Below are 22,701 nucleotides of genomic sequence, written 5' to 3'. Positions count from 1 at the left end.
CGTTGACAAGCCGCGCTGCCTGAAATTTTTGGAGGATTGCGTGCCTTAGGCCGCCAGACGCTCTTCTTCGCGTTCGGTCGGCATCGGCTGGAACGAGAAATAGCCGAACATCTGCTCCAGCGCCGCCTGAGCGGCGGGCGTCGGTGCGGCTTTCTTGGCGTCTTTGCGGTCGGTGGTCATCGGGTTTCTCCGGGGCTGATATGACGATCTCCCCGCCGGAAAATATAACGCCGCGCCGCAGCAAATTCCAGCTGCGGCGCGGCATATCGGCCATGACCTGACGACAGATCAGACGATCCGGTCGACCATCATGTGCTTGATCGAGGCGATGGCCTTGGCCGGGTTCAGGCCTTTCGGGCAGGTATTGGTGCAGTTCATGATCGTGTGGCAGCGATACAGCTTGAAGGGATCTTCCAGCGCATCCAGCCGCTCACCCGTGGCTTCGTCGCGCGAATCGATGATCCAGCGATAGGCATGCAGCAGCGCGGCCGGGCCAAGATAGCGATCGCCGTTCCACCAGTAGCTGGGACATGCCGTCGAGCACGAGGCACACATCACGCATTCATAAAGCCCGTCCAGCTTCTTGCGGTCCTCGATCGACTGGCGCCATTCCTTGGCGGGCGCGGGCGTTTCGGTCTGCAGATAGGGCTGCACGGATGCATGCTGGGCATAGAAATGCGTCAGGTCGGGGATCAGGTCCTTGACCACGGGCATGTGCGGCAGCGGGTAGATGTTCACATCCTTGCCCTTCACCTCGTCGATGCCGAAGATGCAGGCCAGATGGTTGCCGCCGTCGATATTCATGGCGCAGGACCCGCAGATGCCTTCGCGGCAGGACCGGCGGAAGGTCAGCGTCGGGTCGATCTCGTTCTTGATCTTGATCAGCGCGTCCAGAACCATCGGGCCGCATTTGTCCAGATCGATGAAATAGGTGTCGATCCGCGGGTTTTCCCCGGTATCGGGATCCCAGCGATAGATATTGAAGCGGCGGACGTTTTTCGCGCCCTCGGGCTTGGGCCAGGTCTTGCCGACCCGCATCCGGCTGTTCTTGGGGAGGGTAAGTTGGACCATTGGGTTACTCCTGGTGGTCGGACCGCCGCGTCGCGGTAGGCGCTGGGGCGAAGGGCATCACCGCGCCCTCCAGCCGGGTTGGTCGTAAAGCGGCACCGTGGGCATCTGCCCAGAGCGGCGCAGCACGCAATCCTGATAGACCCGCGACGGATCGCGGCCCATGATGTAATCCGACGACATGCCGACCGAGACATAGCCGCCCCGCGCCCCGTGCGAGCCGAAGCCCACGCCCATTTCGGTGCGCGGACTGCGGGCATCGCGGGCGCTGTCAAGGCAGACACGTTCGGCCCGCTCGACCGGGATCGGCGCGCAGGCCTGCAACCCCAGCAAAGCCGGAGCCATGGCCAGAAGCGCGCCGCGCCCGTTCATCTTATGCCGTCCCGCGGGCCGCAGCGGCGGCCCCGGCGATGCATTGCGTCGTGGCCGGGCGACCGACGATCGCCGCAACCGCGCCGCTGGCATTGGCCGATTGCGAGATGTCGGCAAGTTCCGCCGTCGTGGCGTTCTGCAACACGCAATCGGTATAGGGTGCGACATTCGCCCCCGGCAGACGGCGGGCCATTTCGCGGTTCACGACCACGCGGGCCGAACTGCGTACGGCAGCATCCGGATTGGGCACGGCCACCGGCGGCAGCGTCGCCGCAGGCGGGATCGCTGCGGGATTTTGATAGACACAGCCCGACAGGGCCAGTGCAGCAGCGGTCAGGATCAGGGGAAGACGCATTAGTAAACCCTTGCTTTAGGAGCGATTTTCTTCAAATCAATCCCGCCGTCCTCGTGCTTGGTCAAAGGATCGAGGTGAACGGGCCGATAGGCCAGTTTAACATCGTTGCCTTCGATCCACGCAAGCGAGTGCTTGCGCCAATTGGCGTCATCCCGCTCGGGCCAGTCTTCATGGGCATGCGCGCCGCGGCTTTCCTTGCGCGCCTCGGCGGCGACGATGGTGGCCAGCGCGTTCGGCATCAGGTTGGTCAGTTCCAGCGATTCCATCAGGTCGCTGTTCCAGATCAGGCTGCGGTCGGTGACTTTCAGGTCATTCATCTTGGCGGCGATGACCTTCATCTTTTCCATGCCCTCGGCCAGCGTCTTGTCGGTGCGGAAGACGGCGGCATCGGCCTGCATGGTCTTTTGCATCTCAAGGCGCAGCTCGGCGGTCGAGGTGCCGCCATCGGCATTGCGGATGCGGTCGAAGCGGTCCAGCGCGCTTTGCACGCCTGCGACATTGGTCGGCGGAATCGGCGCGGCGCGGTCGATGACCTCGCCCGCGCGGATCGCGGCGGCGCGGCCGAACACCACAAGGTCGATCAGCGAGTTCGAGCCAAGCCGGTTCGCCCCATGCACCGAGGCGCAGCCGGCCTCGCCCACGGCCATCAGACCGGGGAACACGGCGTCGGGCTGGTCTTCGGTGGGGTTCAGCACCTCGCCCCAATAGTTCGTGGGGATGCCGCCCATATTGTAATGCACGGTCGGCAAAACCGGGATCGGCTCGCGCGTCACGTCCACACCGGCAAAGATCTTGGCCGATTCCGAAATCCCCGGCAGACGCTCGGCCAGGCTTTCCGGCGGCAGGTGCATCAGGTTCAGGAAGATGTGGTCCTTGTGGTCGCCCACGCCACGGCCTTCGCGGATCTCGATGGTCATGCAGCGCGACACCACATCGCGCGAGGCCAGATCCTTGTAGGTCGGGGCATAGCGTTCCATGAACCGCTCACCTTCCGAGTTGGTCAGATAGCCGCCTTCGCCGCGCGCGCCCTCGGTGATCAGGCAGCCCGAGCCATAGATGCCGGTCGGGTGGAACTGCACGAATTCCATGTCCTGCAGCGGCAGGCCCGCACGCGCCACCATGCCGCCGCCATCGCCGGTGCAGGTATGGGCGCTGGTCGCGCTGAAATAGGCGCGGCCGTAACCGCCGGTCGCCAGCACCACCATCTTGGCGTTGAAGACGTGGATCGTGCCATCATCCAGTTTCCAGCAGACGACGCCGGTGCATTTGCCATCGGTGATGACCAGATCCAGCGCGAAATATTCGATGAAGAATTCGGCCTTTTCCTTCAGCGACTGACCATACAGCGTGTGCAGAATGGCGTGGCCGGTGCGGTCGGCGGCGGCGCAGGTGCGCTGCACCGGGGGGCCTTCGCCGAATTCGGTCGTATGGCCGCCGAAGGGGCGCTGATAGATCTTGCCCTGCTCGGTGCGCGAGAACGGCACGCCGTAATGTTCCAGCTCATAGACCGCCTTGGGGGCCTCGCGCGCCAGATATTCCATGGCGTCGGTGTCGCCCAGCCAGTCCGAGCCCTTGACGGTATCGTAAAGGTGCCACTGCCAGTTGTCGGGGCCCATATTCGCCAGCGAGGCCGCGATGCCGCCCTGCGCCGCAACCGTGTGCGAGCGCGTCGGGAACACCTTGGTCACGCAGGCGGTGCGCAGGCCCTGTTCGGCCATGCCCAGCGTCGCGCGCAGGCCCGCACCACCGGCACCCACAACCACGACGTCATAATCATGCGTTTCGTATTTGTAATCAGCCATTGCGGAACCTCAAAGCACGACGATCGCGCCAAGGCCCATGCGGACCAGCGCGTAAACGGCACAGGCGATGACCGCCCAGCCAAAGATGACGGAAGCGATGATGGCGCCCTTGCGCACGCCACCCTGAAAATAGTCGTCGATCATGATGCGCGTGCCCTTGATGAAGTGCAGCATGCCAACGATGACGAAAAAGCCGGTGATCAGCGCCTGAAACGGACGGGCGAAATAGGCCAGCACCAGTTCGCGCGGCAGACCGATGGCGCGGGCGATCACGATCAGGAAAAGCGGCGTCAGGATCGCCAGCGCGATGCCGGTGACGGTCATGGCCCAATGGTGCTGCGTGCCTTCATGGGCCGAACCCAGACCTTCGGCGGCTTTGCGGGGTGTGATGTAACGCATGATCCTTGCCCCTCAGAACGCGAAGAAGATGATAAGCGTCAGCACGGCCAGCGCGACAGAGCCCGCGATCAGGATCTGGCTGGAGCGTTCCGCCTGCCCGATCTCAAGCCCGTGGCCCGCGTCATACAGGAAGATGTGGCGCAGGCCGGACAGCAGGTGATACCACAGCGCCCACATCGAGCCGGTCAGCACGATGAAGCCGATCCACGACCGCATGACCCAATCGGCACAGGCGAACGCGCCGGGCGAGGCGACGGCGGCGACAAGCCACCAGACGATCAGCACGATACCGGCCACCAAGGCATGGCCCGTGATGCGGGTCATGATCGACGTGATGGCGGCGAGTGGCAGGCGGTAAACCTGCAGATGCGGTGACAGCGGCCGGTTGCCCCGGTTTACGTCAGCCATGGTGCGCTCTCCTGCGTTCAGAGGCCCTCACAGCACAAGGCGGCTGGCGGCAAGGGCTGGCCGAGAAATTTGGGTTGCTTCTAGTCGTTTTCCCTCCTCTGTCACGGGTCGAGACAAGACGAAAGGGGGATACGGCAAGTTTTTCAGCTTTTGTGATCACGGCAGCGATACCTGTGATCACATGGTTGCGGTATCAGTCAGCCTCCCATAAAACCTGAGCGATTTCGTCACGATAGGAAGAAAAAGCCGCCCGCTTGACGCGGACCCTGCCCGGCGACCACAGGCAGGGCCGGATGCCCCTGCCCCGCCCATGCGATGCCGCGTCTTGCGGGGCCGCTGGACAATTCGCCGGGGCTGCGTGCGGACCGCTCATGCCGGGATCAGGGCCCAGTAATCCAGATCCAGCAGCACATGCGGCGCGTATTTGCCATCCGTGCCCAGCAGCGCCCGGTCCCCGGCAGCGCCCTTATGCGCCACCAGCCGCAGCCGGATCGCCGCGATGCCCGGCACCTCGGTTTCGGCCTTTTCCAGCACCTCGGACCATGCCCGGATCGTATCGCCGGCAAAGCAGGGATTCGCATGCGCCCCGCCGTTCAGCGCCACCATGATCTGCGCATTGGCCAGACCGTTGAAGGACAGCGCGCGGGCCATGCTGATGACATGCCCGCCATAGATCAGACGGCGGCCGTCTTCGCGGAAGGTGGCATCGAAATGCACCTTGGCGGTGTTCTGCCACAGGCGGGTGGCCAGCATATGCTCGGCCTCTTCGATGGTGACGGCATCCACATGGTCGATCACCTCGCCCACGGCATAGTCGCCGCAGCGATAGGGTTCTCCGGCCAGTTGATCATCGTAATTGCTGAAATCCAGCCCCTCGGGGACGATCAGCTGGTGCGGATCCACGGTGCGGGCCAGATCCGGAACCACCGGGTCGGGCGCGGGCGCATCGGGATCGGCTTTGCGCACCATGACCCAGCGCACATATTCCAGCACCGGCAGATCCATCTGGTTGATGCCGCGCGTGCGCACCCAGACCACGCCCGATTTGCCGTTCGAGTTCTCCTTGAGACCGATCACCTCGGATTCGGCGCGCAGCGTGTCGCCGGGCCAGACCGGAGCCAGCCAGCGCCCCTCGGCATAACCCAGATTGGCCACGGCGTTCAGGCTGATATCGGGCACGGTGCGGCCAAAGACCGTGTGAAACACGATCAGATCGTCCATCGGGCTGCCGTCCAGCCCGCAATCCACCGCGAATTCATCCGAGGAATGCAGCGCATGACGCGCCGGATACAGCGCGTGATACAGCGCGCGTTCGCCCTCGGCGATGGTGCGCGGGGTGGCGTGGCGGATCACGTCGCCGATGCGGTAATCCTCGAAGAAGCGGCCGGGATTTGTCTTGCTCATTGCTGGCCCAGCTTCATGTCGGGGTGATAATCGGTCTCGATCTCTTTGGTGACGGCCTGCGCACAGCGCATCACGCCGCGCGCCGCGTCGAAGGCGATCGAGGGCGCGCCGTGCAGTTCCCAGCCCTTGGACAGCGCAAGGCTGACCTTGTGGCAGAATTCGGACGTGTCGTCCTCGGTCAGCAGGCGATAGATCCTGGGCATGTCAGCCTCCGAACGGGTTGTAGCCAAGCCATGTGTGGATCAGGCCGACCACCAGCATGACGATGACGGCACCGGCAAGTGCCATGATTTCCTTGCGTATCGGAAACGGCCCGGCGGGCGGAACCCAGGGCGCGGCGCGGCCAAGCACCGCCATTTCCACCAGCGCCCAGACCAGCAGCCCGCCGAACAGGATCAGGCTGGGCAGATCGCCATTCACGATCAGATGCGCAAAGGCCCACAGCGAAACCGCGGTCAGTTGCGGATGCCGCACATGGCGGGTGATGCGCGTCTTCATGCCATCGGCGGCGAACAGATAGAACGCCGCCAGCACCAGCAGATTGTTGATCCCCTTGAGCGGCGCCGAGGCCCCCCACCAATACGGCCCGTCGCTGATGCGATAGCCCCAGATCATCAGCAGCACCGCCACGACCAGCACGGCAGCGATCAGCCCCCGGCCGCCCTTGCCCAGATCGGCCCGCGCCTGCGGTGCCAGCCGCTTGAAGAAATGCGCGCCCCACCACAGCGCCATGCCAAGGATCAAAGGTAACATCTGGCCATTCCCTTGCTGGATGCGTTCGGGCGCAGCCTGCACCTAGCCGGCCATCCTTGCAATCGCCTCGGCCTTGGCGATGGTGGCGCGGGCGGTTTCGACATGCAGGTTTTCGACGATGCGGCCATCGACGACCGCCACGCCCTTGCCCTGTGCCTTGGCCTCGGCGAAGGCGTCGATCTGACGGCGCGCCAGTTCGGTTTCGGCCTCGGTCGGGGCAAAGACGGCATTCGCCACGGCAAGCTGGGCGGGATGGATCAGCGTCTTGCCGTCAAAGCCCATATCGCGGCCCTGTTCACATTCGGCGCGCAGCCCGTCCTCATCCTTGAAGGCGTTGAACACGCCGTCGATGATGACAAGCCCATGCACCTTGGCGGCCAGAACGCACATGCCCAGACCGGCCATCAGCGGCAGACGGTCGGGCCGGAAGCGCGCGCCCAGTTCCTTGGCCAGATCGTTCGTGCCCATGACCATGGCCTGCAACCGCGGATGCAGGGCGATTTCATGGGCGTTGAGCATGCCCTCGGCGGTTTCCATCATCGCCCAAAGCGGGGCGTCGGGGACCAGATCGGCCACCCGGTCCAGATCGGCGGCGCGGCTGACCTTGGGGATCAGAACCGCATCGGCACTGCGCGCAAAGGCGCGGGCATCGCCTTCGCCCCATTCCGTGTCCAGACCGTTCATCCGCACGATGCGCGCCCGGTTGCCGTAATCGGCCAGCAGCGCCGCCGTCAGCAGATCGCGCGCAGGCACCTTTTCCGACGGCGCCACCGCGTCCTCCAGATCGAAGATGATGGCATCGGCTGGCAGATCCCGCGCCTTTTCCATCGCGCGCGTATTGGCCGCGGGGATGTAAAGGACCGAACGATAGGGACGGATCATGGCGCACCTTTGGGTAATAATCTTGCGCGAAGCTGCCCGGAAACAATGCGAATCGCAAGCCCTCTTTCGCTGCGCTGCGGCGTTACAGGGCGACCCAGATCAACCGCAGCGACACGATCAGCAGCGCCCATGTGATGAAGCGGTAAAACACCTGCGCCGACATCCGCCGCAGCAGCCACAGCCCGCAGATGACCCCCAGCAGCGCGGGCAGCATCAGCACGGCGGCCACGCCAAGATTGTGCGGCGACAGCTGGCCCAGCAAGGCATAGGGCACCAGCTTCACCGCGTTGCAGATGGCAAAGAAGATCGTGGTGGTTCCGGCAAAGCTCATCGGGTCCAGCCGCAAGGGCTGGGCATAGATCTGATAGGGCGGCGCGCCGGAATGGCTGACAAAGCTGGTATAGCCCGACAGCAGCCCCCACAGATTGCCCGCCCTGGCCGAGGGCTGGCGCGGCGGACGCCCCCGCCCCGGCCGAAAGATCGCGTTCAGCGCGAAGGCCAGCCCGATCAGCCCGACGATCAGCCCGACCGTCGCATCATCGACCAGATGCGCCGTGGCCCAGCCCAGCCCGATCCCCGCCATCGCGCCGGGCAGGATCGTCGCCAGCACGCGGCGGTCGAAGCTGCGGCGAAAGGCGATCAGCCCGCCGATATCCGAGACGACATAGACCGGCAGCAAAATCCCCGCCGCCTGCACCGGCGACATGACCAGCGACATCAGCGGGACCGAGATCACCCCCACCATCGCCAGCCCGCCCTTGGCCAGACCAACCGCGAATGCCGCAATCGCCGCCAGCACCCAGCCCCAAAGATCCAGTCCCATGCGTCTCTCCTGCCCCGGGGCCATGGCTAGGCCATGCCCGGCTTTTGCGCAATGCGCGGGTGCTAACGCTAACCTGACGAAAGCAGACGGGAATCGGTTGGATTTGACCGGCCGCTCTCTTGCGCTTCCCATACCAAGGGGCTAGGCCAACGCCCGAAGCATCATGGAAATCGGAGGTTGACCATGGCCCGACCCAAGATCGCACTTATCGGTGCGGGGCAGATCGGCGGCACGCTCGCGCATCTCGCAGCGATGAAGGAACTGGGCGATGTCGTCCTGTTCGACATTGCCGAGGGCACGCCCCAGGGCAAGGCGCTGGACATCGCACAATCCGGCCCGTCCGAAGGATTCGACGCCGTCATGAAAGGCGCGAACGACTATGCCGACATCGCAGGCGCCGATGTCTGCATCGTGACCGCTGGCGTGCCGCGCAAGCCGGGCATGTCGCGCGACGACCTGCTGGGCATCAACCTGAAGGTCATGAAATCGGTCGGCGAAGGCATCAAGGCCCATGCGCCCGACGCGTTCGTGATCTGCATCACCAACCCGCTGGACGCGATGGTCTGGGCGCTGCGCGAATTCAGCGGCCTGCCGCATGAAAAGGTCGTCGGCATGGCTGGCGTTCTGGACTCGGCACGGTTCCGCCACTTCCTGTCGCTGGAATTCGGCGTCTCGATGCGCGACGTGACGGCCTTCGTGCTGGGCGGCCATGGCGACACCATGGTGCCGCTGACCCGCTATTCCACCGTCGCCGGCATCCCGCTGCCCGATCTGGTCAAGATGGGCTGGACCTCGCAGGAAAAGCTGGACAGCATCGTGCAGCGCACCCGTGACGGCGGCGCCGAGATCGTTGGCCTGCTGAAAACCGGCTCGGCCTTCTACGCCCCGGCCACCTCGGCGATCGAGATGGCGGAAGCCTATCTGAAAGACCAGAAGCGCGTCCTGCCCTGTGCGGCCTATGTCGACGGCGCTTACGGCCTGAACGGCCTTTACGTCGGCGTGCCGACCGTCATCGGCGCGAATGGCATCGAAAAAGTCATCGACATCACGCTGAATGCCGATGAGCAGGCGATGTTCGACAAGTCGGTCGACTCGGTCAAGGGTCTGGTCGAGGCCTGCAAGGGCATCGACGGCTCGCTGGCCTGATCGGTCCGCAATCCGGCATCGGGCCCGCAGGGAAACCTGCGGGCCTTTTGCGTTTTGGCCGGTGCGATCCAGAATCGTGACCTGTGCGAACTGCTTGCGTTAACGGCTGTAATTTCGTGATCACACCCTGAAATCCTGTGATCACGAACCCGGAAATCTGACGGGTTTCACGATATCTTCACCTCATAATGCTTTGGAGGCGTGTCGGGGTATGGCACAAGCCCGGCAACCGATAATTGCGGGGAAGTATTATGAACATCCACGAATACCAGGCCAAGGCGCTGCTGCGCCAATACGGCGCGCCCGTCTCGGACGGTCGCATCGTGATGAAGGCCGACGAAGCCAAGGCCGCCGCAGGCGAAATGGACGGCCCGCTTTGGGTCGTCAAGGCGCAGATCCACGCAGGTGGTCGCGGCAAGGGCCACTTCAAGGAAGCGGCTGCCGGTGAAAAAGGCGGCGTCCGCCTGGCGAAGTCGGTCTCGGAAGCCGAGGAACTGACCCGCCAGATGCTGGGCCGCACGCTGGTCACCCATCAGACGGGTGAAGCGGGCAAGCAGGTCAACCGCATCTATATCGAAGACGGCAGCGACATCGCCCGCGAGCTGTATCTGGCGCTGCTGGTTGACCGTCAGACCTCGCGCGTGTCGTTCGTCGCCTCGACCGAAGGCGGCATGGACATCGAGGAAGTCGCGGCCCACACGCCCGAGAAAATCGTCAGCTTCAGCGTCGATCCGGCGTCGGGCCTGTCGGATTTCCACGGCCGCCGGGTGGCCTTCGCACTGGGTCTGACCGGCGGTCAGGTCAAGCAATGCGTGGCGCTGGTGAAAAACCTGTATCGCATGTTCATCGAAAAAGACATGGAGATGCTGGAGATCAACCCGCTGATCGTGACGCCCGAAGGCAATATCAAATGCCTCGACGCCAAGATGGGCTTCGACAACAACGCGCTGTATCGCCAACCCGACATTCTGGCGCTGCGCGATGAAACCGAAGAAGACCCCAAAGAGCTGGCAGCGTCGAAATTCGACCTGAACTACATCGCTCTGGACGGCGAAATCGGCTGCATGGTCAACGGCGCGGGTCTGGCGATGTCCACCATGGACATCATCAAGCTGTATGGTGCCGAGCCCGCGAACTTCCTTGACGTCGGTGGTGGCGCCACCAAGGAAAAGGTCACCGAGGCGTTCAAGATCATCACCTCGGACCCGAACGTCAAAGGCATTCTGGTCAACATCTTCGGCGGCATCATGCGCTGCGACATCATCGCGGAAGGCATCATCGCCGCCGTGAAGGAAGTCGGCCTGCAGGTTCCGCTGGTCGTCCGTCTGGAAGGCACGAATGTCGAGCTGGGCAAAGAGATCATCCAGAAATCCGGCCTGAACGTGATTGCAGCGGATGACCTGAAAGACGGCGCCCAGAAAATCGTGAAAGCGGTGAAGGGCTGATCGGGTGATTGTCACCATGCATTCCGGGGACAAACTCGTTTCCATCGAAGCTTATCCCGCTCCCAAGCGGGATAGGATCGATGTGGAAGCGGCGTCTCATGCGTATAGTCTCGCTCGCGATTACGCGCAGCGAATGGCTTCGCGCAGGGGCCAAGCTGTAGGGCTTGAGAACGCGCAAACCTTCGTCTCGGCAATGGATGACTTCATCATCTTCTGTCTTTTCTGCCGCCGCTATGTTGAACTGATCCCTCAGTGTAAACTGGGCGGGCACTCGATCGTTGTTGTCGAGGTTCCCGAAGAGGAGCCGCACTTCGGCTTTTCCCGGAACGGAACACAGAAAAACCTAAGCCTAAAGACACTGCTAGAGCGGGTCATTCACTGTATCTTTCACTACCCGCTCTACAAAACACATCCCAACGGAGACGACACGATCATTGCCGGTTGCGAGGTCAAGTCTGACCGCGAGCAGGTCTATCAGATCGGTTTCGATAGCGTCGTTGATGCTTTTCTTAGCCACGTTCCGTCGGAACTCGAAGCGCAGCGAGTTGAACATCTCGCTCAGGATCGGATCGAGCGCGATCAGATGATCGCCGAGTATAAGCAAAGGGGGCATGTTTAATCATGGCCGTTCTCGTTAACAAAGACACCAAAGTCATCTGTCAGGGCCTGACCGGCTCGCAGGGGACATTTCACACCGAACAGGCGATCGCTTACGGCACCAAGATGGTCGGCGGCGTGACGCCCGGCAAAGGCGGCACGACGCACCTGGACCTGCCGGTTTTCAACTCGGTCCACGAAGCCGTGGCCGTGACCGGCGCCAATGCGACCGCGATCTATGTTCCGCCGCCCTTCGCGGCGGATTCGATCCTGGAAGCCATCGACGCCGAAGTGCCGCTGATCGTCGCGATCACCGAAGGCATTCCGGTTCTGGACATGATGCGGGTGAAACGCGCGCTTCAGGGCTCGAAATCGCTGCTGATCGGTCCGAACTGCCCCGGCATCATGACGCCGGACGAATGCAAGATCGGCATCATGCCGGGCAGCATCTTCAAGCGCGGCTCGGTCGGCGTCGTGTCGCGTTCCGGCACGCTGACCTATGAGGCCGTGAAGCAGACCACCGATGTGGGTCTGGGCCAGTCCAGCGCCGTCGGCATCGGCGGCGATCCGATCAAGGGGCTGGAGCATCTGGACGTGCTGCGCATGTTCCTGGACGACCCGGAAACCGAATCGATCATCATGATCGGCGAAATCGGTGGTTCGGCCGAAGAGGAAGCCGCCGAGTTTCTGGCGGAACAGAAGCGCAAGGGCAAATGGAAGCCGACCGCCGGTTTCATCGCGGGCCGCACGGCGCCTCCGGGCCGCCGCATGGGTCACGCCGGTGCGATCGTCTCGGGTGGCAAGGGTGATGCGGAATCCAAGATCGAGGCCATGAAATCGGCCGGGATCATGGTTGCCGACAGCCCCGCCGGTCTGGGCGAAGCCGTGCTGAAAGCTCTCGGGAAGTAACGTCTTCGTAAGACTTTTGACTTAGGCGTAGCCCCTGCCTACCTTGTGGGGGCCACGCCAAAACCGCCGCAGGTGGATGAATTGGACCGCAACGCGATCATAGCCGCTCTGCCCCAGCCCGCGCCTTCGCGCCGGGCCGTGGCTTGTGCGGGGGGCCATCAGCGGGGTGCTTTGCCCGCCCTGGTGCTGCTTGTGCTGGTTGCGGCCTGTGGGCGCGCGCCCACCGACGACATCCTGCGCGGCGGCGTTCCGGCCAATACCAATCTGCATCACAGCACCGGGCTGCCTGCGGAATCCGTGCGCACCGTGAACCGCAACGATGCCGGATGGCGGCTGATCTATCGGCCCCATACCGCGCCCGCCGGTGCCGAACAGCAGGCCGCACATGCGCTGTGCAGCCTTGAACGCAAGCGCGTCGCACAGATCGTGCGCCTGCCGCTTGAGGCGCCCTATGACGATCCCGGTGCCGCGAAAATTGATGTGATCTGTGCATGAGAACGATGATGAGCCCTTGCGCACAGCCCGCCTACGACCCCTACCGCGCGTCCCCTCGCGCCACAGCGCCAATTTCCCAGCCGCCAGAGCGCGACGGCAAGCAACTGGACGATCAGAGATGAACGATCAATCCCCCAACTCGACCTTTCACGATTCAAGCTTCCTGCAAGGCCATAACGCTGCCTATGTCGAGCAGCTTTACGGCCAGTGGGCGCAGAACCCCGGGGCTGTCGATGAGGCATGGGATGCCTTTTTCCGCAGCCTAGGCGATGACGAAGCCACCGTCACCCGCGAAGCCAAGGGCGCCAGCTGGCTGCGCGCCGACTGGCCGCCGGTGCCGTCGGATGAAAACACCTCGGCGCTGACCGGCGAATGGCCGATGCTGCCCAAGGGCGAAGCCAAGGCCGCGCTGGACAAGATCGCGGCCAAAGCGGGCGAAAAAGGCGTGCAGCTGTCCGATGACCAGCTGAAGCGCGCCGTGCTGGACAGCATCCGCGCCATCATGCTGATCCGCGCCTTCCGCATCCGCGGCCACCTGCATGCCGATCTGGACCCGCTTGGGATGCGCGACATCCCCGACCATGGCGAGCTGAACCCGGCGACCTATGGCTTTACCGAAGCCGATCTGGACCGCCCGATCTTCATCGACAATGTGCTGGGTCTGCAGATCGCCTCGATCCGCCAGATCGTCGATCTGATGCGCCGCACCTATTGCGGCACGTTCGCGATCCAGTTCATGCATATCTCGAACCCGGAAGAAGCCGCATGGCTGAAAGAGCGGATCGAGGGTTATGGCAAGGAAATCCAGTTCACCCGCGAAGGCCGCCGCGCCATCCTGAACAAGCTGGTCGAGGCCGAGGGCTTTGAAAAGTTCCTGCATGTCAAATACATGGGCACGAAACGCTTTGGCCTTGACGGGGGCGAGGCGCTGATCCCGGCGCTGGAGCAGATCATCAAGCGCGGCGGCGCGCTTGGCGTCAAGGAAGTCGTCTTCGGGATGCCGCACCGCGGCCGTCTGTCGGTGCTGGCCAATGTGCTGAACAAGCCCTATCGCGCGATCTTCCACGAATTCCAGGGCGGCAGCTACAAGCCCGACGACGTGGATGGCTCGGGCGATGTGAAATACCACCTTGGCGCATCCTCGGACCGCACCTTCGACGACAACACCGTCCACCTGTCGCTGACCGCGAACCCCAGCCACCTCGAGGCGGTGAATCCCGTCGTGCTGGGCAAGGTCCGCGCCAAGCAGGACCAGCTGTCCGACCAGACCCATCGCATGGCGGTTCTGCCGATCCTGCTGCATGGCGATGCGGCCTTTGCCGGTCAGGGCGTGGTTGCGGAATGCTTCCAGCTTTCGGGCATTCGCGGCCACCGCACCGGCGGCACGGTCCATGTCGTCGTGAACAACCAGATCGGGTTCACCACGGCGCCGCATTTCAGCCGCACCTCGCCCTATTGCACGGATATCGCGCTGATGGTCGAAGCGCCGATCTTCCACGTCAACGGGGACGATCCGGAAGCCGTGGTCCATGCCGCGCGCGTCGCCATCGAGTTCCGGCAGAAGTTCCACAAGGACGTGGTTCTGGACATCATCTGCTATCGCCGCTTCGGTCACAACGAAGGCGATGAGCCGATGTTCACCAACCCGGCGATGTACAAGAACATCAAAAGCCACAAGACCACGCTGCAGCTTTACACCGACCGTCTGGTCGCCGACGGGCTGGTCCCGGAAGGCGAGATCGAAGAGATGAAGGCCGCCTTCCAGGCGCATCTCAACGAGGAATTCGAGGTCGGCAAGAACTTCAAGCCGAACAAGGCCGACTGGCTGGACGGCAAATGGTCGGGCCTTGAGATCGAGGGCGAGGAATACAATGCCGGCACCACCGGCATCTCGCCCGACACGATGGCGGACATCGGCACCGCGCTGACCCGCGTGCCCGACGGGTTCGAGCTGCACAAGACCGTGGGCCGTCTGCTGGAATCGAAAAAGCAGATGTTTGAAAGCGGCAAGGGCTTCGACTGGGCCACCGCCGAGGCGATGGCCTTCGGCTCGCTTCTGGTCGAAGGCAGCCCGGTGCGTCTGGCAGGTCAGGATTCGACCCGCGGCACCTTCTCGCAGCGCCATTCGGCCTTCATCAATCAGGTGACCGAGGAACGCTATTATCCGCTGAACCACATCCGGGGCGGGCAGGCGCGTTACGAAGTCATCGATTCGATGCTGTCGGAATACGCGGTGCTGGGCTTTGAATACGGCTATTCGCTGGCGGAACCGAACACGCTGACCCTGTGGGAAGCCCAGTTCGGCGACTTCGCCAACGGCGCGCAGATCATGTTCGACCAGTTCATCAACTCGGGCGAAAAGAAATGGCTGCGGATGTCGGGCCTCGTGGTGCTGATGCCGCATGGCTATGAAGGTCAGGGCCCCGAACACAGCTCGGCCCGGCTGGAACGCTGGTTGCAGATGTGCGCCGAGGATAACTGGATCGTCGCGAACTGCACCACGCCCGCGAACTATTTCCACATCCTGCGCCGTCAGCTGAAGCGTCCGTTCCGCAAGCCGCTGATGCTGATGACGCCGAAATCGCTGCTGCGTCACCCGCTGGCGATTTCGCAGGCGGATGAGTTCCAGACCGGCTCGAATTTCCACCGCGTGCTGTGGGACAGCGCCGAATATGGCGGCGGCTCGGAGACCAAGCTGAAGGCGGACAATGAGATCCGTCGCGTCGTCCTGTGCTCGGGCAAGGTCTATTACGATCTGCTGCAGGCACGGGATGCGGCGGGCATCGACGATGTGTATCTGATGCGGCTTGAGCAGTTCTATCCCTTCCCGGCGCAATCGCTGTCGAAAGAGCTGGAGCGCTTCAAGGACGCCGAAATCGTCTGGTGTCAGGAAGAGCCCAAGAACATGGGCGGCTGGAGTTTCGTCGAGCCGAACATCGAATGGGTTCTTGGCCGGATCGGCGCCAAGCATGGCCGCCCGCGCTATGTCGGTCGCGCCGCCGCCGCCTCGCCCGCCACGGGTCTGGCATCGCGTCACAAGGCCGAACAGCAGGCGCTTGTCGACGAAGCCATCACCGTCGGGGCGTAACATGGCCGTTGAAGTCCGCGTCCCCGCACTGGGGGAGTCAGTCTCCGAAGCGACCGTCGCCACCTGGTTCAAAAAACCGGGCGACACGGTCGCGGTGGATGAAATGCTGTGCGAGCTGGAAACCGATAAGGTGACGGTCGAAGTGCCGTCCCCTGTCGCCGGCAAGCTGGCCGAGATCGTCGCGTCCGAGGGCGAGACGGTCACGCCGAACGCCCTGCTTGCCCAGATCGCAGAACAGGGGAATGCAGGCCCCGAGGAAATGTTGCCCAAGGCAGAGACGGGCGCCGAGCCCCAGGAAGGACAAAAGAAGATGAGCGGAAAATCCGTTGACGTGATGGTGCCCACTCTGGGCGAAAGCGTGACCGAAGCCACCGTGGCAACCTGGTTCAAGAAGGTCGGCGATGCCGTCCAGCAGGACGAGATGCTGTGCGAGCTGGAAACCGACAAGGTGTCGGTCGAGGTTCCGGCCCCCGCCTCGGGCGTGCTGGCCGAGATTCTGGCCGAAGAAGGCGCCACGGTCGATGCCACGGCCAAGCTGGCCATCATCACCGAAGGCGCGGCTGGCGCAGCCACGGCGAAGTCCGAGCAGAAATCCGAACCGAAGGCAGAAGCCGAGGCCCCTGCCCCCGCAGAGAAATCCGCATCCAAGGATGTCGAGGATGCGCCCTCGGCCAAGAAAGCCATGGCCGAAGGCGGCATCTCGCGCGATGCCGTCACCGGCACCGGCCGCGATGGCCGCGTGATGAAGGAAGACGTGGCGCGGGCGGGCTCTGCACCGGCTTCGTCCTCCTCGGCCCCGGCTCCGGCAGCGGCACCGCGTGCGCCCTCGTCGGCGGATGATGCCGCCCGCGAAGAGCGCGTCAAGATGACCCGCCTGCGTGCCACCATTGCCCGTCGCCTGAAGGACGCGCAGAACACCGCCGCCATGCTGACCACCTATAATGAGGTGGACATGTCGGGCGTCATGGACCTGCGCAACGCCTACAAGGACCAGTTCGAGAAGAAGCACAAGGTCAAGCTGGGCTTCATGTCCTTCTTCGTGAAGGCCTGCTGCCACGCGCTGAAAGAAGTGCCCGAGGTCAATGCCGAGATCGACGGCGGCGATGTCGTCTACAAGCATTTCGTCCATATGGGCGTGGCTGTCGGCACGCCGAACGGTCTGGTGGTTCCGGTCGTGCGCGATGCCGACCAGAAGTCCTTTGCCCAGATCGAAAAGGAAATCGGCGCATTGGGCGCGAAGGGCCGCGACGGCAAGCTGACCATGGCGGAAATGCAGGGCGGCACCTTCACCATCTCGAACGGTGGCGTCTATGGCTCGCTGATGTCCTCGCCCATCCTGAACCCGCCGCAATCGGGTATTCTGGGCATGCACAAGATCCAGGACCGTCCGGTCGTGGTGAACGGTCAGATCGTCATCCGCCCGATGATGTATCTGGCGCTGAGCTATGACCACCGCATCGTCGACGGCAAGGGCGCCGTCACCTTCCTCGTGCGCGTCAAGGAAGCGCTGGAAGACCCGCGCCGCCTGCTGATGGATCTGTGATCCCGGCCGGGGGCGCGCATGACGTGCCCCCGCCTTCTCCCCTTGGGGCCGCAACTCTTTCGGGGCTCCCTTGGTTGAGCCGATATGCCGCCCGTTCTGGTCGGCCCGCCAAGGAAAGAGTGAACCATGACCCAGATGATCGCCCGCTACACCATCAGCGACTTCGCCCGCTTCAAGACCCAGTTCGACGCCGATGCCGAAGACCGCGGCAATAACGGCCTGTCGCTGCTGCAGCTTTGGCGTGAGGGCGATGGCAGCGCATGGGCGCTGTATCAGGTCGGCAATGCCGCAAAGGCGCAGGAATATCTGGGTCAGGCCGCCGCCGTGTTCAACAGTCAGGCCGGCGTGTCGGATGCCGAATTTCACCTTGTGGAGACCGCCTGATGGCAGCAGAAACCACCGCCCTTGCCTTGGCCGCGCTGCTGCAGGCGGCGCAGATCGGCATTGCGGCGATTTCGATGAACGGCGATGTCGGCCCGAAGTGGAATGCCGGGCCGCGCGACACCCAGCCGCAGCTTTCCGCCCGGACGGGGCGGCTGCGGCGGGCGGTGGACAACCATTTCGAGGGGCTGATCCTGTTCACCATCGCCGTCGTGCTGGTGGCCCTGACGGATAATGGCAGCCCGCTGACCGTGCTGTGCGCATGGCTGTATCTGCTGGCCCGCATCGCCTATGTCCCGGCCTATGCCTATGGCTGGACGCCGTGGCGTTCGGTGATCTGGGCGGTGGGCTTTCTTTCGACCATGACCATGATCGTGGCGTCTTTGATGTAAGGGACGGCTGCGCCAGCCGACCCGGCCCGCGATCAGACCTGCAAGATTTCTTAACAGTGGCCAGATGCCACAAGACCTGCTGAACGAGGATAAACTGATGTCCACCTATGATCTGATCGTTATCGGCGCCGGCCCCGGCGGCTATGTCTGCGCGATCCGCGCGGCCCAGCTGGGTCTGAAGGTCGCCTGCGTTGAAGGGCGCGAGACGCTGGGCGGAACCTGTCTGAACGTGGGCTGCATCCCCTCGAAGGCCATGCTTCATGCCAGCCACATGCTGCATGAAACGCATGAGAACTTTGAAAAGATGGGCCTGATGGGCGCGCATGTCGAAGTCGATTGGGCCAAGATGCTGGGCTACAAGGCCGAAACCGTCGGCACGAACACCAAGGGCATCGAATTCCTGTTCAAGAAGAACAAGATCGACTGGCTGAAAGGCTGGGCCAGCATCGAGGCAGCGGGCAAGGTCAAGGTCGGCGAGACCGTTTATGAGACCAAGAACATCGTCATCGCCTCGGGGTCGGTGCCGTCGTCGCTGAAGGGCGTCGAGGTCGACAATGCGGGCGGCGTGGTCGTCGACAGCACCGGCGCGCTGGAATTGCCGAAGATCCCCAAGTCGATGGTCGTCATCGGCGCGGGCGTGATCGGGCTTGAGCTTGGCTCGGTCTATGCGCGTCTGGGCGCCGAGGTCACGGTGGTCGAATATCTGGACGCCATCACCCCCGGCATGGACGGCGAGGTGCAAAAGCAGTTCCAGAAGATCCTGACCAAGCAGGGCCTGAAATTCGTGCTGGGCGCCGCGGTTTCGGGCGTCGCCACCGACAATGGCACGGCAAAAGTCACCTACAAGCTGCGCAAGGATGACAGTGAACAGACCATCGAGGCCGAAACGGTGCTGGTCGCCACCGGCCGCCGTCCCTTCGTCGAAGGTCTGGGGCTGGACAAGCTGGGCGTCGAGCTGACCGAGCGTGGCTTCGTCAAGATCGACGATCACTGGCAGACCTCGGTGAAAGGCGTCTATGCCATCGGCGACGCCGTTCCCGGCCCGATGCTGGCCCACAAGGCCGAAGATGAGGGCATGGCGGTCGCCGAAGTCATCGCGGGCAAGCATGGCCATGTGAATTACGCGGTCATCCCCGGCGTGATCTATACCACGCCCGAAGTGGCCAGCGTCGGCCTGACCGAAGAAGCCGCCAAGGAAACCGGCCGCAAGGTCAAGGTCGGCAAGTTCCCGTTTCTGGGCAATGCCCGCGCCAAGGCGGTGTTTCAGGGCGACGGCTTCGTCAAGCTGATCGTCGATGCCGATACCGACCGCGTGCTGGGTTGCCATATCATCGGCCCGAATGCCGGTGAGATGATTCACGAGATCTGCGTGGCAATGGAATTCGGGGCCTCGGCGCAGGATATCGCGCTGACCTGCCACGCCCATCCGACCACCTCGGAAGCGGTGCGCGAGGCGGCTTTGGCCTGCGGCGATGGTGCGATCCACGTCTGATCGGCGGTTTTTCACCTAAACCCCGAAATACAACCGGCGATTTATTGCCGAAGGGCCATCCGACCTCGGGTGGCCCTGTTCTTTTGATTTCCTGAAATTCCCGACCTGTGGCTTATCGGTGACAACAAGAAACACGAGGGCAACATGATCTGGACGATCCGTTTGATGCTGGTGGGCAGCGTCATTGCGCTAAGCGCCTGTGGCGACAACACTGTTGATCCCGACAAGCGCTATCTGGTCGAGCCGCGCGCCGCGCAGGCGCAGACCGCGCTGCATCCGAACGAGACGCCGGAGCTGCGTGGGCTGATCCAGAAATACGCCGCCGAGTATCAGGTTCCCGTCGATCTGGTGCAACGCGTGGTTGTGCGCGAATCGACCCATCGCCCCGGCGCCCGCAACGGCCCCTATTACGGGCTGATGCAGATCCTGCCCGCGACCGCGCGCGGCATGGGCTATCAGGGCTCGGCCAACGGCCTGCTGGATGCGGAAACCAACCTGAAATACGGCGTCAAATATCTGCGCGGCGCCTATATGGTTGCCGAAGGCGACAAGGACGATGCCGTGAAGTGGTATTCGCGCGGTTACTACTATGAGGCGAAGAAGAAGGGCCTTCTGGACGCCACCGGCCTGCGCTGAACGCGGCCATTGCCACGATGACGGGCGCCCCTTGGGGCGCCCTTTTCATACGCGGTCGCGGCCCGGGCTGTCTGCCATGATCGCGGCTATTCTTGCCCCCGGCAGTGCCGCATCGGCATAGCCGAAGGTGCCGTGCTGGCGCACTTCCTCGGCGGCGCGCATCAGCCCGGCCAAGGCGGCGCGCGCGAATGAGCCGCCGACGCTGACCCGGCGCACACCCGCGCGGGCCAGTTCATCCACCGTATAGACCGGCCCCTTCAGCCCCATCACCACATTGACAGGGCGGTCCAGTTCAGCGCAGACCGTGCGGATCGCGTCCAGATCGGGCAGGCCCGGCGCATAAAGCACCTGCGCGCCCGCCGCCGAAAAGGCTTGCAGCCGGCGGATCGTGTCGTCCAGATCGGGCCGGTCCCACAGAAAATTCTCGGCCCGCGCCGTCAGCAGAAACGGCAAGCCGTCGACAGCCTCGGCTGCGGCCTGCACGCGCTCGACCGCCAGCGACAGATCGTGGATCGGCGCATCAGGATCGCCCGTCGCATCCTCGATCGAGCCGCCGACCAGCCCGATGTCGCAGGCCAGCCGGACGGTCTGCGCGCAGGCCTCGGGCAAGATGCCGAAGCCGTTTTCAAGATCGCCGAGACCGGCAGATCCGTCGCCGCCACGATCTGGGCGGCATTGGTCAGGATCTGATCGCGCGTCATCGCGCCGTCGCGACAGCCCTTGGAGAATGCCAGCCCGGCACTGGTCGTGGCCAAAGCGTCAAAGCCAAGACTGGCCAACAGCCGGGCCGAACCCGCATCCCATGGATTGGGCATGACGAATGCCCCCGGCCCGTCATGCAGCGCCTTGAAGCGCGAAAACCGGGCCTGCTGGTCCACCGTCTAGACCGGGCGATTATAGCGGATAAAGGGCGATTTGCGGCCCACGCGGTCGTAAAGCATCCGCCCGGCATAATTGTCCTCGGCCGTCAGCCAATAGACAGTCGGCACGCCCGCCGCATCCGCCGCGTCATAGACGGACTGGATCAGCGCGCGCCCGACCCCCTTGCCGCGCGCCGCCTGCGAGGTGAACAGGTCCTGCAGATAGCAGACCCCCTCATCGCGCCACAGGTTCGGGTGAAAGACGTAATGCACCAGCCCCAGCAAGCCGCCGTCGTCATAGACAAGCCCGTGGAAATCCCCCGCCTGACCCGAGATCAGCCGCGCAAAGGCCCGGTCATAGAACTCTTGCGGGCGGTCGTGGAAACCGTAAAAGCCCTGATAGCCCTGATAAAGCGCCTGCCACGCGGCGCGATCGTCGGGATGCAGCGGACGAATCATCGTTGCCTCCGTGCCATGAAGGCCAGCCGTTCAAACATCGACACATCCTGTTCGTTCTTCAGCAAGGCCCCGTGCAGCTTGGGCAGCATCTGATCGGCGGGCCGCTTCAGATCCTCGGGCGACAGATCCTCGGCAAGGATCAGCTTCAGCCAGTCCAGGAGCTCGCTGGTCGAGGGCTTCTTCTTCAGCCCCTGCACCTCGCGCAGGTCCAGAAACTGGCTCAGCGCCTCATCCAGCAGCCGCAGTTTCAGGCCGGGATAATGCACATCGACGATGCGTTTCAGCGTCTCGGCATCGGGAAAGCGGATGTAATGGAAAAAGCAGCGGCGCAAAAAGGCGTCCGGCAATTCCTTTTCATTGTTCGAGGTGATGATGACCACTGGCCGGTGCCGGGCGCGAATCGTCTGGCCGGTCTCGTAGACGTGAAATTCCATCCGATCCAGTTCCTGCAGCAGATCGTTGGGAAATTCGATATCGGCCTTGTCGATTTCGTCGATCAGCAGCACGACTTTGCCTTCGGCCTCGAAGGCCTGCCACAGTTTGCCTTTGCGGATATAATTGGCGATGTCATGCACGCGGGCATCGCCCAACTGGCTGTCGCGCAGGCGCGAGACGGCATCGTATTCGTAAAGCCCCTGCTGGGCGCGGGTGGTTGATTTTACATTCCATTCCAGCATCGGCAGGCCAAGGCTGGCCGCAACCTGCCGCGCCAGCTCGGTCTTTCCGGTGCCCGGCTCACCCTTGACCAGCAGCGGACGCTCCAGCGTGATGGCTGCGTTGACCGCCACAGCCAATTCCGGTGGCGCCACGTAATTGTCTGTCGAGGAAAACCGCATCGCCCATCCCTTCATATAGGACGAAAGCCGATAGTGCCCCGCGGCGTGGTGTAGGAGCGCCGACCCTCGGAGAGGTCAGGGCTTGTTCAGGTGGCCACGGCGGGCAGCCTGACGGTTGGATTGTCGGTCACACGGGCGAGCGTTTCAAGGCTCATG

Annotated in this window: 25 protein-coding genes and 1 pseudogene; 11 read left to right on the top strand and 15 right to left on the bottom strand. The window is 63.4% G+C overall.

Translation table 11 applies throughout. The annotated features are described in order from the left end of the window. Window positions 1–45 precede the first annotated feature (45 nt). From GL284_RS21785 to GL284_RS11600, 12 genes are all read right to left on the bottom strand, one after another. Window positions 46–180 carry a hypothetical protein gene (locus tag GL284_RS21785; RefSeq protein ID WP_255453260.1) on the bottom strand — a complete coding sequence of 45 codons (135 nt, stop codon included), beginning with the start codon at window positions 178–180 and terminating at the stop codon, window positions 46–48. A gap of 108 nt (window positions 181–288) precedes the next feature. After that, the gene (locus tag GL284_RS11650; protein ID WP_155044804.1) at window positions 289–1,071 is read right to left on the bottom strand and encodes a succinate dehydrogenase iron-sulfur subunit; all 783 of its coding nucleotides are present in this window, start codon (window positions 1,069–1,071) and stop codon (window positions 289–291) included. 57 nt (window positions 1,072–1,128) lie between these two features. Beyond that, on the bottom strand, window positions 1,129–1,440 hold the full coding sequence (locus GL284_RS11645) for a hypothetical protein (RefSeq protein ID WP_155044803.1): 312 nt from the start codon (window positions 1,438–1,440) through the stop codon (window positions 1,129–1,131). A gap of 1 nt (window position 1,441) precedes the next feature. Beyond that, window positions 1,442–1,795: a hypothetical protein gene (locus GL284_RS11640; protein ID WP_155044802.1), complete on the bottom strand. Its 354-nt coding sequence runs from the start codon at window positions 1,793–1,795 to the stop codon at window positions 1,442–1,444. Next, complete coding sequence (gene sdhA, locus GL284_RS11635) at window positions 1,795–3,597, bottom strand: succinate dehydrogenase flavoprotein subunit (RefSeq protein WP_155044801.1); 1,803 nt, start codon at window positions 3,595–3,597, stop codon at window positions 1,795–1,797. Before sdhA ends, GL284_RS11640 begins: the two co-directional genes overlap by 1 nt. A gap of 9 nt (window positions 3,598–3,606) precedes the next feature. Continuing rightward, complete coding sequence (locus GL284_RS11630; protein ID WP_155044800.1) at window positions 3,607–3,996, bottom strand: succinate dehydrogenase, hydrophobic membrane anchor protein; 390 nt, start codon at window positions 3,994–3,996, stop codon at window positions 3,607–3,609. A gap of 12 nt (window positions 3,997–4,008) precedes the next feature. Then, a complete protein-coding gene (gene sdhC, locus GL284_RS11625) occupies window positions 4,009–4,404 on the bottom strand; it encodes a succinate dehydrogenase, cytochrome b556 subunit (protein ID WP_155044799.1) in 396 nt (131 codons plus the stop codon). Between the two features lie 369 nt (window positions 4,405–4,773). Continuing rightward, the gene (locus GL284_RS11620; RefSeq protein ID WP_155044798.1) at window positions 4,774–5,808 is read right to left on the bottom strand and encodes a MaoC family dehydratase; all 1,035 of its coding nucleotides are present in this window, start codon (window positions 5,806–5,808) and stop codon (window positions 4,774–4,776) included. After that, a complete protein-coding gene (locus tag GL284_RS11615) occupies window positions 5,805–6,011 on the bottom strand; it encodes a DUF1737 domain-containing protein (RefSeq protein ID WP_155044797.1) in 207 nt (68 codons plus the stop codon). The genes GL284_RS11620 and GL284_RS11615 overlap by 4 nt, the downstream gene beginning before the upstream one ends. Before the next feature lies 1 nt (window position 6,012). Beyond that, window positions 6,013–6,561 (bottom strand): NnrU family protein, encoded by a 549-nt coding sequence (locus GL284_RS11610; protein WP_155044796.1) that lies wholly within the window; start codon window positions 6,559–6,561, stop codon window positions 6,013–6,015. A 42-nt stretch (window positions 6,562–6,603) separates the two neighbouring features. After that, complete coding sequence (locus tag GL284_RS11605) at window positions 6,604–7,443, bottom strand: HpcH/HpaI aldolase/citrate lyase family protein (RefSeq protein ID WP_155044795.1); 840 nt, start codon at window positions 7,441–7,443, stop codon at window positions 6,604–6,606. Between the two features lie 82 nt (window positions 7,444–7,525). Continuing rightward, window positions 7,526–8,260: a sulfite exporter TauE/SafE family protein gene (locus GL284_RS11600; protein WP_155044935.1), complete on the bottom strand. Its 735-nt coding sequence runs from the start codon at window positions 8,258–8,260 to the stop codon at window positions 7,526–7,528. Between the two features lie 189 nt (window positions 8,261–8,449). On the opposite strand from GL284_RS11600, the gene mdh reads away from it, so the two are divergent. The 11 genes from mdh to GL284_RS11545 all read left to right on the top strand — a co-directional run bounded on the left by mdh (window position 8,450) and on the right by GL284_RS11545 (window position 20,390). Further along, window positions 8,450–9,412, top strand: coding sequence for a malate dehydrogenase (gene mdh, locus GL284_RS11595; RefSeq protein WP_155044794.1), 963 nt, complete (start codon window positions 8,450–8,452; stop codon window positions 9,410–9,412). 251 nt (window positions 9,413–9,663) lie between these two features. Next, the gene (sucC, locus tag GL284_RS11590; protein WP_155044793.1) at window positions 9,664–10,857 is read left to right on the top strand and encodes an ADP-forming succinate--CoA ligase subunit beta; all 1,194 of its coding nucleotides are present in this window, start codon (window positions 9,664–9,666) and stop codon (window positions 10,855–10,857) included. A gap of 4 nt (window positions 10,858–10,861) precedes the next feature. After that, window positions 10,862–11,476 (top strand): hypothetical protein, encoded by a 615-nt coding sequence (locus GL284_RS11585; RefSeq protein WP_155044792.1) that lies wholly within the window; start codon window positions 10,862–10,864, stop codon window positions 11,474–11,476. A gap of 2 nt (window positions 11,477–11,478) precedes the next feature. Then, window positions 11,479–12,363, top strand: coding sequence for a succinate--CoA ligase subunit alpha (gene sucD, locus GL284_RS11580; protein WP_155044791.1), 885 nt, complete (start codon window positions 11,479–11,481; stop codon window positions 12,361–12,363). Window positions 12,364–12,534: 171 nt separating this feature from the next. After that, window positions 12,535–12,858, top strand: a complete 324-nt coding sequence (locus tag GL284_RS11575; protein ID WP_155044790.1) for a hypothetical protein — start codon at window positions 12,535–12,537, stop codon at window positions 12,856–12,858. A 118-nt stretch (window positions 12,859–12,976) separates the two neighbouring features. Further along, on the top strand, window positions 12,977–15,946 hold the full coding sequence (locus GL284_RS11570; protein ID WP_155044789.1) for a 2-oxoglutarate dehydrogenase E1 component: 2,970 nt from the start codon (window positions 12,977–12,979) through the stop codon (window positions 15,944–15,946). Between the two features lies 1 nt (window position 15,947). Then, complete coding sequence (odhB, locus tag GL284_RS11565) at window positions 15,948–17,489, top strand: 2-oxoglutarate dehydrogenase complex dihydrolipoyllysine-residue succinyltransferase (RefSeq protein WP_155044788.1); 1,542 nt, start codon at window positions 15,948–15,950, stop codon at window positions 17,487–17,489. 126 nt (window positions 17,490–17,615) lie between these two features. Then, window positions 17,616–17,873 (top strand): hypothetical protein, encoded by a 258-nt coding sequence (locus tag GL284_RS11560; protein ID WP_155044787.1) that lies wholly within the window; start codon window positions 17,616–17,618, stop codon window positions 17,871–17,873. After that, window positions 17,873–18,262: an MAPEG family protein gene (locus tag GL284_RS11555; RefSeq protein ID WP_155044786.1), complete on the top strand. Its 390-nt coding sequence runs from the start codon at window positions 17,873–17,875 to the stop codon at window positions 18,260–18,262. Before GL284_RS11560 ends, GL284_RS11555 begins: the two co-directional genes overlap by 1 nt. 97 nt (window positions 18,263–18,359) lie before the next feature. Next, window positions 18,360–19,754 (top strand): dihydrolipoyl dehydrogenase, encoded by a 1,395-nt coding sequence (gene lpdA, locus GL284_RS11550; RefSeq protein WP_155044785.1) that lies wholly within the window; start codon window positions 18,360–18,362, stop codon window positions 19,752–19,754. A gap of 144 nt (window positions 19,755–19,898) precedes the next feature. Then, entirely contained in the window at window positions 19,899–20,390 is a 492-nt protein-coding gene (locus tag GL284_RS11545; RefSeq protein ID WP_155044784.1) for a lytic transglycosylase domain-containing protein, read from the top strand. Between the two features lie 45 nt (window positions 20,391–20,435). Here the strand turns inward: GL284_RS11545 and GL284_RS11540 are convergent. The 3 genes and pseudogenes from GL284_RS11540 to GL284_RS11530 all read right to left on the bottom strand — a co-directional run bounded on the left by GL284_RS11540 (window position 20,436) and on the right by GL284_RS11530 (window position 22,545). Beyond that, a pseudogene (locus GL284_RS11540) lies at window positions 20,436–21,205 on the bottom strand (isocitrate lyase/PEP mutase family protein). A 66-nt stretch (window positions 21,206–21,271) separates the two neighbouring features. Beyond that, window positions 21,272–21,709 carry a GNAT family N-acetyltransferase gene (locus GL284_RS11535; RefSeq protein WP_155044783.1) on the bottom strand — a complete coding sequence of 146 codons (438 nt, stop codon included), beginning with the start codon at window positions 21,707–21,709 and terminating at the stop codon, window positions 21,272–21,274. Further along, window positions 21,706–22,545 (bottom strand): AAA family ATPase, encoded by an 840-nt coding sequence (locus GL284_RS11530; RefSeq protein ID WP_155044782.1) that lies wholly within the window; start codon window positions 22,543–22,545, stop codon window positions 21,706–21,708. The genes GL284_RS11535 and GL284_RS11530 overlap by 4 nt, the downstream gene beginning before the upstream one ends. Window positions 22,546–22,701 lie beyond the last annotated feature (156 nt).

The organism is Paracoccus shanxieyensis, from assembly GCF_009711265.1.
In the GTDB taxonomy this organism is placed as follows: Bacteria; Pseudomonadota; Alphaproteobacteria; order Rhodobacterales; family Rhodobacteraceae; genus Paracoccus; species Paracoccus shanxieyensis.
Note: the sequence above shows the minus strand (reverse complement) of the source record. Positions and strands in the feature narration are given on the sequence as shown.